The organism is Arthrobacter sp. 2YAF22_2, from assembly GCF_052114645.1.
Taxonomy (GTDB): domain Bacteria; phylum Actinomycetota; class Actinomycetes; order Actinomycetales; family Micrococcaceae; genus Arthrobacter.
The window spans coordinates 1-11,323 of sequence record NZ_JBFRFD010000046.1; the positions used below are offsets into that span (position 1 = coordinate 1).

Here is an 11,323-nt window from a genome sequence, read left to right on the forward strand (position 1 = left end):
CCCCCACGAGCTCCTTGAGGCGCCAGCTGGCCCCGGCGGCGGCCAGGATGCCAAGGCCGGTCTCCGGGTTGCCGATCCGGATCCCTGGGGTGCCGATCCGGAAGTCGGCGGCGTAGGCCAACTCGGCGCCGCCGCCGAGGCAGAAGCCGTCGAGGGCAGCGATGACCGGCATCGGCAGTTTCGCGATGCGGACGAAAATCGTCGAGTTGATCCCCTGCAGGGCGTCGTCGCGGCGGCGTTCCCGCAACTGCGCAATGTCAGCGCCCGACGCGAACACGCCTTCCGTGCCCGCGAGGATGAGCACCTTGGGCGTCTGTTCCAAGTACGCGCAGACGCGGTGGAGTTCGTCGACCATCTGCTGGTCGATCGCGTTGCGGACCTCAGGTCGGTTGAGCAGCACCACCAGCCGGTCCTCGCGTTCCTCGACCAGGAGCGTGCCGAAGCCGGCGGTGTCCAGACCGCCGGGCCGGGACGCCATTAGACGCGCTCCAGCAGCATGGCGGTGCCCTGGCCGACGCCGATGCACATGGTGGCGAGGCCGATTTTGGCGTCCTCGCGTTCCATCCGGCCCAGCAGGGTGATCGCAATCCGGGACCCGGACGAACCGAGCGGGTGCCCCAAGGAGATGGCGCCGCCGTCGCGGTTCACGATCTCGGGGTCCAGGCCGAGCCGACGCATGCTGGCCAGCGACTGGGTGGCAAATGCTTCGTTGAGTTCGACGGCGCCGAGGTCACCGACCCCCAGCCCGGCCCGGGCGAGCACCTTCTGGGTGGCCGGGACGGGCCCGATGCCCATGATTTCGGGTTCGCAGCCGGCGGAGGCGCCGTCGATGATGCGGGCCCGCGGGGTCAGTCCGAGCTTCCTGATCGCGGCTTCGGACGCAACGATGATGGCGGAGCCGCCGTCGTTCAGGGTGGAGGAGTTCCCGGCAGTGACCACGGAACCGCCGGCGACGACCGGGCGAAGCCCGGCGAGCACGTCCATCGTGGTGCCGGCGCGGGGACCTTCGTCGGTGTCCACCAGCGTCTCCGCCTTGCGGGTCTTGACCGTCACGGGCACGATTTCGTCGGCGAAGCGGCCGGCAGCGATCGCGGCGAGGGAGAGTTCGTGCGAGCGGACGGCGAAGGCGTCGGCATCTTCGCGGGTGATGCCGTCCACGCGGGCGACTTCTTCGGCGGTCTCCGGCATGGAGTAGGTCATCTTGCCGCCGCGGGACAGTTCGCCCTTCTGGAACAGCGGGTTGACGAAGCGCCAGCCGATCGAGGTGTCGAAGATCTGGCCCGGCTTGGCGAACGCGGCCTGCGGCTTTTCCTGAACCCAGGGGGCACGGCTCATGGATTCGACGCCGCCGGCGACCACGATGTCCGCGGCGCCGGACTTGATCATCTGGCTGGCCATGATGATGGCGCTCAGGCCCGAGGCGCAAAGCCTGTTCACCGTGATCCCGGGGATGTGCAGCGGAAGGCCGGCCAGGATGGTGGCCATCCGGGCTACGTTGCGGTTTTCCTCGCCGGCGCCGTTGGCGTTGCCGAGGATGACCTCGTCGATGGCGTCCGGGTCGACGCCGGCGCGGGCAACGGCTTCCCGGACCACCAGCGCCGCCAGGTCATCGGGACGGACCGCGGAGAGCGCTCCGCCATACCGGCCCACCGGAGTGCGGGCACCGCCAACAAGAAAAGCCTCGACCATGAGAACATCCTTCACCAAGGGAGCAGGGCCGGCAGGATAAATTACCGACCGTTCGTTCTATAACGATTACACGGCGGGTCATGGCGGTCAACCGGGCGGCCCCGGATGACGCGGCCCAGTGACGGGCGCAGCCGCAGGCGCCCCAGGCGGTGACTCAGGCGACGATCATGCCGAGGTGGCCGGCCAGCAGCGGCGCCAGCAGGCTTAGTTGGTATTCGTCGATGACCAGGCCCGCGAGGCTGCCGAGGCCGCTGATGGACCGGAACTCCGTGCCGCGCAGGTCGAAATCCTTGAGCCGGGCGCCGCTGAAGTCCAGGCTGCCGATGGTGCAGTTCTTCAGCGCCACCCGGGTGGCCGTGCACGCACCTAGGTCGAGTTCGTTGATGATGCAGTCACTGATTTGGACGTCGATGAGTTTGGAGCCGCGGAGATTGACGTAGTCCAGCTTCCCTCCGTCGATCCGCACGGACTGCCAGCCGCTTTCATACAGTTCTGCCGAGCCCCAGCGGGGATTGCGGAGCTCGACGTCGCGCAGGCTTGAGCGGGCGGCCGTGAACACGGGCGCGTAAGCCTCGGCCAGGATGCAGTCACGGAAGGTTGCGCCGCGCAATTGGGTTTCGTTGAAGGAGACGCCGCTGAACTCGCATTCGGCGAAATCGGTACCACTGAGTTCCAGTCCGTCCGCGGCCGCGCGGTTGTAGGCAACCCCGTCGTAGCGCTCGCCGCGCCGGAAATCCGGGGCGGCATCCGGCACGAGGTCGGCCAGCCGGACCGGCGTGAGGCGTGGTGCTGCCACCTTGCGGGCACCGGAAGCGGCCGCCATCACAGCGCTTCCGCCTTGGCGGCGATCTCGGCGAGATCCTGTGTGAGGCTCTTGCGGGTCCCAGCCGAGCCCGGAAGGTCCGTCACGACAGCCCACACCCTGTCCGCGTTGGCCATGATGTGCTGGGTGACGGTGGTTGTGAGCTTCATGCATCCGAGCCTAGCCCGGCCCCGCGGAACCTGGGCGCTAGTCGCGGGGCGCCGGGCCGGCCAGGTGATGCTGCAGGTCCCCTTGAATTAGTAAGTATGCTTTGTGTTAGGGTGAAACCACATTGAATTTCAACCGGAAACGAAAGGTGGAACACACCATGGGTATCGGAGACAAGATTCACAACGAAGCGGAGCACCTCGGCGGCAAGGCCAAGGAAGCCACCGGAAACGCTACGGACAACGACCGACTGAAGGCCGAAGGCCAGAAGGACCAGGTCGTCGCTGACGCAAAGAAGGTCGGCGAGAACGCCAAGGACGCCTTCAAGCGCGACTAATTCCGCAGACCGACGGCGTCGGACATTCCTTTGGGGGATGTCCGGCGCCGTTTTTTGTGCCCGGATGCCAGACTGTTGGAATGGACCCGCACTACGTTGATCTCACCGGCCCCGAAGGCGTCGCCGGCGGCTCGAGCCGGCTCCGCGGCTACCTCGCCGAACCGGAAGGGGACGGACCGTTCCCCGCCGTGCTGATGATCCACGAGGCCTTCGGCCTGGACGACATCACGCTCCGGCACGCGCAGCGGATGGCGGCCGCCGGCTACCTCACCTTAGCCGTGGACTTGTTCAGCGACGGTGGGGCCCGCCGGTGCCTGGTTTCCACCATGCGCTCCCTCGCCGCCGGGCAGGGGAAGGCGTTCGCGGACCTGGCGGCCGCCCGGCAATGGCTGCTGGATTCCGGCCGCACGACCGGAAAGATCGGCGTCATTGGTTTCTGCATGGGCGGCGGCTTCGCGCTGCTGCTGGCCAACGACGGCTTCGACGCCGCCGCCGTGAACTACGGCACCGTGCCCAAGGACCCGGAGACGGCGCTCGCCGGCGCCTGCCCCATCGTGGCCAACTTCGGCGCCAAGGACCGGGGCCTTCGGGGCGCGGCCAGCCGGCTTTCGTCGGCCCTCGAGGCGCTCGGCGTCGAACACGACGTCAAGGAATTCGAAACCGCCGGGCACGGGTTCCTCAACGACGCGGAGGCCGGTCCCCGGCCGCTGCGGCCGCTGTTCCGGGTACTCGGCGTCGGGCCGGACCCGCAGTCCGCACCCGAGGCCTGGCGCCGGATCGAGGACCACTTCGCCCGGCATCTGAAGGGGTAGAGTCCGTCCCCTGATCGGTTGCTCCGACGACGCCGTTTAGCGGCCCCAGAACGGCACTTACGGAGCAATCGACGCGGGAGCGACGGCGGTGTTAGCTGAACAGCTCGCTCTTGGGCTCGTTGTTCTTGACCTTCTGCCAGCCGAGCCAGAGCACCACCGCGAAGAACGGAATGGTCGCGAGGGTCCAGAGTCCGAGCTGGAAGACCTCGCCGGACTTGCTGGTCATGGTGTCGAAACCGATCAGCACTGTGACGGCGAGCAGCGCGACCAGCCCGGCCCAGCTGGTCCATGGGGAGCCCGGCATGGGCAGCGATGAAACGTTGCCCTTGATCTTCCGCAGCGCGATCTGGCTGGCGAAGATCGACCCCCAGGTGAAGATGACGCCGATCGAGGCGGTGTTCAGCGCGAGGTCGAAGGCGTGCGAGCCGCCGAGCCAGATGTTCAGCAGGATGCCGATGAGATAGACCGAGCCGATCGCCAGGATCGCCGCGTAGGGCACGTGGTTCTTGGACATCCGGGTCAGCCACTGCGGGGCATGCCCGTTGTTGGCCATGGTGCGGAAGATCCGGCCGATCGAATACAGTCCGGAATTGCAGGATGACAGCGCCGCGGTGATAACGATCATGTTCATGACGTCACCCATCCATGGCAGGCCCATCTGGCCGAAGACGGTGACGAACGGTGAGGTGCCGGCATGGTACTGGTCCGAGGGCAGCAGCATGGCAAGCAGGGTCACCGAACCGATGTAGAACACAACGATGCGGATCACGACGGCGCGGATCGCCTTCGGGACTTCCTTGGCCGGGTCTTCCATCTCGCCGGCGGTGATGCCGACAAGTTCGATGGCGTTGTAGGCGAAGATCACCGCGTTCAGCACCAGGATCATGACCAGCGCGCCCTTGGGGAACATGCCGCCGTCGGCCGCGAAGAGGTTTCCTACGGAGGCGTGGCCGTCGCCGACCTTGGCGTTGGTGATCACCATGAAGGTGCCGACCACCAGGAAGATCAGAATAGCTGCGACCTTCAGGACCGAGGCCCAGAATTCGAATTCCCCGAACGCCTTGACGCTCAGCAGGTTCACTCCCACCAGGAGGAGCAGGGCGGCGACGGCGCTCAGTTCCACCGGCACGTTCGGGAAGAAGAACTGGAAGTACAGGCCGATCGCGATCAGCTCGGCGATGCCGGTCATGGCCCAGTTGATGAAGTACATCCAGCCGGACAGGTAGGCGCCCTTCTTGCCGAACATCTCCCCGGCGTAGCTGACGAACGAGCCGGAGGTTTGGCGGTACATGATGAGTTCGCCCAGGGCGCGCATCAGCAGGTAGGCGAGGACGCCCGCGATGGCGTAGGAAAAGATCAGTGCCGGGCCGGTGGAGGCCAGGCGTCCGCCGGCCCCCATGAAGAGGCCGACGCCGATTGCGCCGCCCATCGCGATCATGGTGACCTGTCGGCCGGTCAGGGACTTCTTGTAACCCTCGGCGCTGAGGGTCGGGTCGACGACGGCGGTTTGCGCCTGGGCGTTCTGGGGTTCGGTGACAGTACTTTTCGGCACGAAAGTTCCTTTGTAGCTAGGGTCTTGCCGGGACGGGAACGCGGTCCCCGGGGGCGCACAAAAGTGGATACGGCCCGGGCGGGGATTCAGCGGTGGTACCGGAGCCCCCGAAGGGCTCGCAGCGTCGCTCGGCTCATCCATTCTACGGGTTCCGGCGGCCGCACCGTGACGCGGGCAACATCCGGGAGCCGGTCACCGTTAGGCTGAGGTCATGGACACCGCCCTCCGCCAACTGCCTGCGCCGCGTCCGGAACTCTACGTTTTTTCCCGGCTGGACCTCATCACGGCGGGGCTTTACGCCGCCGTTGCCGCGTTCTTTGCCACCGCCTCCGGGCTGCTGGGGCCGCTGCTGCTGCAGCTCTCACCGAACCCGGCCGTGGCGTCCTACGCCGTCAATCTGGTCTTCTACGGCGGAATCGGCCTGCTCGCGCTGGCCGCGGCCCGGCGGGTGGCGGGCCGGGATCTCCGCGTCCTGGCCACGCGGCCCTGGTTCACGCTGCTGATGGTACCGCTGGCGGTGGTGGCCGCTATGATCCTGACCGCTGTACTGGCGGTCCTCGCCGGGCCCCCGCAGACCTCCGCCAACCAGGCTGGGCTGCAGGCCCTCATGCAGCAGGTTCCGGCGTGGCTGATGGTGCCGCTGCTGGTGGTGGTAGGCCCGTTCGTGGAGGAATACGTCTTCCGGCACCTGCTGATCGGCAAGCTGAGCCGGAAGCTGAACATCTGGGCGTGCTGCGCCCTCTCGGTGGTGCTCTTCGCGGCCATCCACATCGTGGGCCAGGAGACGCTGACACTGCCGGTCCTGATGCCCTACCTCGCCATGGGCGCCGTCCTGGTGTTCGTGTACGTCTGGACCGGCCAGAACGTAATGTTCTCCTACTTCGTCCACGCCTCGAAGAACCTGCTGGCCGTCATCTTCATCTACGCCATCCCGCCGGAGATCCTCGACAAGCTGCAGTAGGCACCTAGCGCGGCGGGCGCCGCCGTCGTAGGTTTCTCCCATGGCATTGAACATCCAGATAGCTGTTGACTGCGCCGATCCCCACGGCCTTGCGGACTGGTGGGCGGAAACCCTCGACTGGGCCGTGGAGCCGCAGGACGAGGACTTCGTCCGGTCCATGATCGAGCAGGGTTTTGCGACGGACGCGGAAACGAAGCAGCACCAGGGGAAGCTGGTCTGGCGGGCCGGCGCCGCCATCCGGCCGCGGGAGGACCTGGGTGTGACCCCGCCCGCCCGCCGGTTGCTGTTCCAGACGGCACCGGAAGGAAAAACCGTCAAGAACCGGGTCCATTGGGACGTGAACCTGGCCGGAGCGGACAAGGACGCGGTCCGCGCCGCCCTGGAGACCCGCGGTGCCACCTTCCTCTGGACCGCCAACCAAGGCCCGCATTCCTGGCACACCATGGCGGACCCGGAAGGCAACGAGTTCTGCATCAGCTGAGCCGATTACTAGACTCGGACTGTGAGCAACGAAATCCCCGCCAAGGTATCCGACGTCTTTGACCCCTCCCGCTGGCGCACCGTGTCCGGCTTCGACGACTTCCAGGACATGACGTACCACCGGCAGGTCGAGCGCGCCGCGGACGGCTCGGTGGTGCGGGACCTGCCCGCCGTCCGGATCGCTTTCAACCGGCCGGAGGTGCGCAACGCCTTCCGGCCCGGCACCGTGGACGAGCTCTACCGGGCCATGAACCACGCCCGGATGACCCCCGATGTTGCCACCGTCCTGCTCACCGGCAACGGCCCCTCCGCCAAGGACGGCGGCCACTCGTTCTGCTCCGGCGGCGACCAGCGGATCCGCGGCCGGGACGGCTACCGCTATGCGGAGGGCGAAACGAAGGAGACCATCGACCCCGCCCGCGCCGGGCGGCTGCACATCCTCGAGGTCCAGCGGCTGATGCGGACCATGCCCAAGGTGGTCATCGCCGTCGTGAACGGCTGGGCCGCAGGCGGCGGGCACTCGCTGCACGTGGTCTCCGATCTGACCATCGCGTCGCGGCAGCACGGTAAGTTCAAGCAGACCGACGCGACCGTGGGCAGTTTCGATGCCGGCTACGGCTCGGCCCTGCTGGCCCGCCAGATCGGCCAGAAGTCCGCCCGCGCGATCTTCTTCCTGGCCCGCGAATATTCCGCCGAAGACATGGTCCGGATGGGCGCCGTGAACGAGGCCGTGGACCACGAGCGGCTCGAAGAGGTGGCGCTGGAATATGCCGCGGACATTGCCCGGCAGTCGCCGCAGGCCATCCGGATGCTCAAGTTCGCCTTCAACCTCGCCGACGACGGCCTGGCCGGGCAGCAGGTGTTCGCCGGCGAGGCGACGCGGCTGGCCTACATGACGGACGAGGCGGTGGAGGGCAAGGAGGCCTTCCTGGAAAAACGGGATCCGGACTGGTCCAAGTTCCCGTACTACTTCTGAGGTTGCCAATGACTGCCGGAGCCGCACACATCGAACCCGCCCTCTCAGCCCTCGCCGCCGCCCTCCGCGGCGAGGGTCCCGCCGTCGAACTGTCGGCGGGCGCGGACGGCTCCCCTGTCGTCCACCTGGTGGAGACACCGGGAATCGAGGATGCCGCCGTGGTGGTGCGGACGTCCGGCTCCACCGGAACGCCGAAGGCCACCGTCCTCACGACCGAAGCGTTGGCGGCGTCCTCGATGGCGACGGCAATGGCGCTCAAGGGTGAAGGCCAGTGGCTGCTGGCGCTCCCGGTACAGTTTGTGGCCGGCGTGCAGGTGCTGGTCCGTTCGCTTTTCGCCGGCACCCGGCCGTGGGCGATGGACCTCTCCGGCGGGTTCACCCCGGAGGCCTTCACGGCTGCCGCGCTGGAGCTGACCGACAAGGTCCGCCTCACTTCATTGGTTCCCACGCAGCTGCAACGGCTGCTGGAAGAACCCTCCGCGGGCACGCTGGCCGTGCTCCGGCGCTTCAACGCGATCCTGTTGGGGGGCGCCCCCGCGCCGGCCGGGCTGCTCGCGGCGGCCCGGGATGCCGGCGTCCGGGTGGTCACCACCTACGGTTCCGCCGAAACCTGCGGCGGGTGCGTGTACGACGGCGTGCCACTGGACGGCGTCGAGGTCAAGATCGCGGCCGACGGCCGGGTCCTGCTCGGCGGTGCCACCATCGCCGCCGGCTACCTTGACGAGCCCGCGCTCACGGCGGCGGCCTTTGTCGAGGAGGACGGGGTCCGCTGGTACGGCACCAGTGATCTCGGCGAACTGGGCGAAGACGGGCGGCTCACCGTGCTGGGCCGGGCGGACGACGTCGTGATCACCGGCGGCGTCAAGGTCTCCGCCGCGCACGTGCAGGCGGAGCTGGAGAAGCTCGACGGCGTCCGGGCCGCGTTTGTGGCCGGCGTGCCGTCAGCCGAGTGGGGGCAGGCCATCGCCGCCTATGTGGCGGTGGAAGACAGCTCGCCCGCCGGCCTCCGGGGCTTCACTGCCCGGCGGCACGATGCGCTGGGACTGCTGGCGCCGAAAACCGTCCTCGCGGCCGCCGAACTGATCATGCTGCCCAACGGCAAGCCGGACCGGCTGAGCATGACCGTTCTGCTCGACGCCCTGCATCAGGGAAAATAGAAAAGCATCAAGCAAGTCTGACCGACCAGATCTTCACCGAATCAACGAGGTACTGAACGTGGCCACAGCCGCACAATGGATCCAAGGCGCCCGTCTGCGCACCCTGCCGGCCGCGATCGCGCCGGTCCTGATCGGGTCCGGAGCCGCCTATGCGATGGATGCGTTCCGTCCCGTCAACGCGTTGCTTGCCGCCATGGTGGCCCTGTTGCTCCAGCTGGGGGTGAATTACGCCAACGACTACTCCGACGGCATCCGGGGCACCGACGAGGACCGGGTGGGCCCGCTCCGGCTGGTCGGCTCCGGCGTGGCGAAGCCGGAGCACGTCAAGCGGGCTGCCTTCGCCGCGTTCGGCCTGGCGATGCTGTTCGGCTTGGCGCTGGTCATCATCACCCAGGCGTGGTGGCTGATCCTCGTGGGCGTGGGCTGCGTTTTCGCCGCGTGGGGCTACACCGGCGGAAAGAACCCCTACGGCTACCTCGGGCTGGGCGACTTGTTCGTGTTTGTCTTCTTTGGGCTGGTGGCGACACTGGGCACTACGTTCACGCAGGCCGGGCGGCTCAGCCCCGAGGCCATCATCGGTGCGATCGGCACGGGATTGATCGCCTGTGCCCTGCTGATGGCCAATAACGTCCGGGACATCCCCACCGACCGGGTCGCGGGCAAGAAGACCCTGGCCGTACGGCTCGGTGACAAGCACGCAAGGGAAAGCTACGTGCTGATGCTCGCGGTCGCGATCCTGCTGGTCATCGTGCTGGCACCGGCCCGGCCCTGGATGCTGATTGTGCTGCTGCTCATCCCGGCCAGCCTGATGCCGTCCTGGCTGATGATTGCCGGACGACGCCGCAAGAGCCTGATCCCGGTGCTGAAGCAGACCGGACTGATCAACCTCGGCTACGCCGTGCTGTTCTCGCTCGGCCTGGTGCTGAGCCGCGGGTTCTAGGGCGGGTCCGCGCGTGGGGCCTGGCACAGACGGGCCTGTCGGGGCCAGTCGGGCCTAACAGGGACTGTCGGGCCTAGGAGTCGCTGGGCTTCTTCGGACGGCTGTCGGTGCGTACGGTAACGTCCGGATGCTCGTCCACGAGCCGATCCTCGGCGTCGGCGTCGTCGACCTCCCCGGCGCTGCGCAGCGGCTTGGCCTGACCGGAGAAGCGGGTGTGGATCGAGGCGGTGGCCGCGTCGCGCTGCCGCTGGAAGAACAGGAAGCTGATCGCGAACGCCATCATGCCGGCGCAGAGAGCGGCCAGCAGCCAGCCCAGCTGCAGATAGACAAACAGCGCGAACAACGGCAGGAACAGCGCCAGACGGATCAGGGAGTATTTCAAGAAGGCCACGTCCCCAGTTTAGCTGCCCGGGGCCGCCGCGGCTTCCCCGGCCGTGCGGGCGCCCCGGCGGTGCGGACGCCGCCGCGGTGCGGACGCCGCTGGCCAGGCACCGTGCGATCTCGGCCGGCGACCTGGGGCCAGGCGCCGGAACCCCCCGCGGAGGCTAAACTGAAGCTATGCTCCGTGTTGTGGTACCAATCCTCGTGTTAGTCGTATTTGTCTACGGATTGATCGACCTGATCCGGACTGACTCACGCCAGACCAAGGGCATTTCCAAGCCGGCCTGGATCGTGGTGCAAATCGTCCTCCCGGTGATCGGAGCCGTCCTGTGGTTCCTCATCGGGCGCCCGCGCGGCGGCGGAGCGGAAGCCGCCCCTGCTACCTACCGGCACCCGACAGCCCCGGACGATGACCCTGAATTCCTCCGCAACCTTGCGCGGCGCCAGCGGAACCAGGCGGAGGCCGACAGGCTCAAAAAGCTTCGGGACGAGCTGGAGGCCAAGGAACGCGAGCTTCGAAACGGCACTGACGACTCCCCGGGCCCGGACGCCGGCGAAACCCACGGCAGCGGCGACTCGGCGCAGGGCACCGACGAGGTTAAGTAGACCCGCAAGATCCTTGCCGGCTCGGTCCTTCCGGTCAGGCAATTGTCCTCCTGCACCTCTCCTGCCGCTTGCCAGACATCGCGTCCCCGTGTGGTCGGCGGTTCCATTCAGGCAACCACCCTCGGCCGGATGCCGGCGGCCCTCACGCGCGGTCGGCGATTCCGCACGGGCAGCCACCCGCGGCCGTTTGCCAAAAAGGGCCGGAATGTAGGTCGTCGAAGCGGCCATCTCTGGCAAATCGCGGCTTCCCTGCGCCAACGGCCCCACGAAACGGGCATACTGGCCCGGCCGGCGCTAGCCCCGCCCGAGCCGCCCCTGCCTCCCTATCTTGGACCGGCACGTGGCGCACGGGCAGCGACCCTCGGCCGTTTGCCAAGAAGGGCCGGAATGTAGATCGTCGAAGCGGCCATCTCTGGCAAWTCGCTGCCACGCCGAGTGTGGTGGACCGTCTCTCGGCCACGT

Annotated in this window: 14 protein-coding genes; 8 read left to right on the forward strand and 6 right to left on the reverse strand. The window is 67.6% G+C overall.

The window, feature by feature from the left end:
- From AB4Y86_RS03535 to AB4Y86_RS03550, 4 genes are all read right to left on the reverse strand, one after another.
- The coding region (locus tag AB4Y86_RS03535) for an enoyl-CoA hydratase/isomerase family protein (protein ID WP_441400129.1) at nt 1-478 on the reverse strand (478 nt) is incomplete at its 3' end.
- The gene (locus AB4Y86_RS03540) at nt 478-1,689 is read right to left on the reverse strand and encodes a thiolase family protein (RefSeq protein ID WP_441400131.1); all 1,212 of its coding nucleotides are present in this window, start codon (nt 1,687-1,689) and stop codon (nt 478-480) included. The genes AB4Y86_RS03535 and AB4Y86_RS03540, both read right to left, overlap by 1 nt.
- Nucleotides 1,690-1,843: 154 nt before the next feature.
- Nucleotides 1,844-2,512: a pentapeptide repeat-containing protein gene (locus AB4Y86_RS03545; RefSeq protein WP_441400133.1), complete on the reverse strand. Its 669-nt coding sequence runs from the start codon at nt 2,510-2,512 to the stop codon at nt 1,844-1,846.
- Complete coding sequence (locus tag AB4Y86_RS03550) at nt 2,512-2,661, reverse strand: hypothetical protein (protein WP_441400134.1); 150 nt, start codon at nt 2,659-2,661, stop codon at nt 2,512-2,514. Before AB4Y86_RS03550 ends, AB4Y86_RS03545 begins: the two co-directional genes overlap by 1 nt.
- Nucleotides 2,662-2,819: 158 nt before the next feature.
- Between AB4Y86_RS03550 and AB4Y86_RS03555 the strand changes: the two genes are divergently transcribed.
- Together AB4Y86_RS03555 and AB4Y86_RS03560 are read left to right on the forward strand one after the other, a co-directional pair.
- Nucleotides 2,820-2,996 carry a CsbD family protein gene (locus AB4Y86_RS03555; RefSeq protein ID WP_441400136.1) on the forward strand — a complete coding sequence of 59 codons (177 nt, stop codon included), beginning with the start codon at nt 2,820-2,822 and terminating at the stop codon, nt 2,994-2,996.
- 80 nt (nt 2,997-3,076) lie between these two features.
- Nucleotides 3,077-3,808 (forward strand): dienelactone hydrolase family protein, encoded by a 732-nt coding sequence (locus AB4Y86_RS03560; protein WP_441400138.1) that lies wholly within the window; start codon nt 3,077-3,079, stop codon nt 3,806-3,808.
- 91 nt (nt 3,809-3,899) lie between these two features.
- On the opposite strand, the gene AB4Y86_RS03565 is transcribed toward AB4Y86_RS03560, so the two are convergent.
- A complete protein-coding gene (locus AB4Y86_RS03565; RefSeq protein WP_441400140.1) occupies nt 3,900-5,360 on the reverse strand; it encodes an amino acid permease in 1,461 nt (486 codons plus the stop codon).
- A 211-nt stretch (nt 5,361-5,571) separates the two neighbouring features.
- On the opposite strand from AB4Y86_RS03565, the gene AB4Y86_RS03570 reads away from it, so the two are divergent.
- From AB4Y86_RS03570 to AB4Y86_RS03590, 5 genes are read left to right on the forward strand one after another with little or no spacing between them, the layout of a single operon-like run.
- Nucleotides 5,572-6,321 (forward strand): CPBP family intramembrane glutamic endopeptidase, encoded by a 750-nt coding sequence (locus AB4Y86_RS03570; RefSeq protein WP_441400142.1) that lies wholly within the window; start codon nt 5,572-5,574, stop codon nt 6,319-6,321.
- Between the two features lie 40 nt (nt 6,322-6,361).
- The gene (locus AB4Y86_RS03575) at nt 6,362-6,802 is read left to right on the forward strand and encodes a VOC family protein (RefSeq protein ID WP_441400144.1); all 441 of its coding nucleotides are present in this window, start codon (nt 6,362-6,364) and stop codon (nt 6,800-6,802) included.
- A 21-nt stretch (nt 6,803-6,823) separates the two neighbouring features.
- Entirely contained in the window at nt 6,824-7,777 is a 954-nt protein-coding gene (locus AB4Y86_RS03580; protein ID WP_441400146.1) for a 1,4-dihydroxy-2-naphthoyl-CoA synthase, read from the forward strand.
- A gap of 8 nt (nt 7,778-7,785) precedes the next feature.
- Entirely contained in the window at nt 7,786-8,934 is a 1,149-nt protein-coding gene (locus AB4Y86_RS03585; protein WP_441400148.1) for an AMP-binding protein, read from the forward strand.
- Nucleotides 8,935-8,992: 58 nt separating this feature from the next.
- Nucleotides 8,993-9,874, forward strand: a complete 882-nt coding sequence (locus tag AB4Y86_RS03590) for a 1,4-dihydroxy-2-naphthoate polyprenyltransferase (RefSeq protein ID WP_441400150.1) — start codon at nt 8,993-8,995, stop codon at nt 9,872-9,874.
- A 73-nt stretch (nt 9,875-9,947) separates the two neighbouring features.
- On the opposite strand, the gene AB4Y86_RS03595 is transcribed toward AB4Y86_RS03590, so the two are convergent.
- Nucleotides 9,948-10,265 (reverse strand): DUF4229 domain-containing protein, encoded by a 318-nt coding sequence (locus tag AB4Y86_RS03595; protein WP_441400151.1) that lies wholly within the window; start codon nt 10,263-10,265, stop codon nt 9,948-9,950.
- 167 nt (nt 10,266-10,432) lie between these two features.
- On the opposite strand from AB4Y86_RS03595, the gene AB4Y86_RS03600 reads away from it, so the two are divergent.
- Entirely contained in the window at nt 10,433-10,861 is a 429-nt protein-coding gene (locus AB4Y86_RS03600) for a PLD nuclease N-terminal domain-containing protein (RefSeq protein ID WP_441400153.1), read from the forward strand.
- Nucleotides 10,862-11,323: the final 462 nt, after the last annotated feature.

Excerpts from the sequence above, each read along its gene's own strand:
- AB4Y86_RS03540 (WP_441400131.1), bottom strand. The coding sequence starts at position 1,689 with ATGGTCGAGGCTTTTCTTGTTGGCGGTGCCCGCACTCCGGTGGGCCGG.
- AB4Y86_RS03545 (WP_441400133.1), bottom strand. The coding sequence starts at position 2,512 with ATGGCGGCCGCTTCCGGTGCCCGCAAGGTGGCAGCACCACGCCTCACG.
- AB4Y86_RS03550 (WP_441400134.1), bottom strand. The coding sequence starts at position 2,661 with ATGAAGCTCACAACCACCGTCACCCAGCACATCATGGCCAACGCGGAC.
- AB4Y86_RS03555 (WP_441400136.1), top strand. The coding sequence starts at position 2,820 with ATGGGTATCGGAGACAAGATTCACAACGAAGCGGAGCACCTCGGCGGC.
- AB4Y86_RS03560 (WP_441400138.1), top strand. The coding sequence starts at position 3,077 with ATGGACCCGCACTACGTTGATCTCACCGGCCCCGAAGGCGTCGCCGGC.
- AB4Y86_RS03570 (WP_441400142.1), top strand. The coding sequence starts at position 5,572 with ATGGACACCGCCCTCCGCCAACTGCCTGCGCCGCGTCCGGAACTCTAC.
- AB4Y86_RS03575 (WP_441400144.1), top strand. The coding sequence starts at position 6,362 with ATGGCATTGAACATCCAGATAGCTGTTGACTGCGCCGATCCCCACGGC.
- AB4Y86_RS03585 (WP_441400148.1), top strand. The coding sequence starts at position 7,786 with ATGACTGCCGGAGCCGCACACATCGAACCCGCCCTCTCAGCCCTCGCC.
- AB4Y86_RS03600 (WP_441400153.1), top strand. The coding sequence starts at position 10,433 with ATGCTCCGTGTTGTGGTACCAATCCTCGTGTTAGTCGTATTTGTCTAC.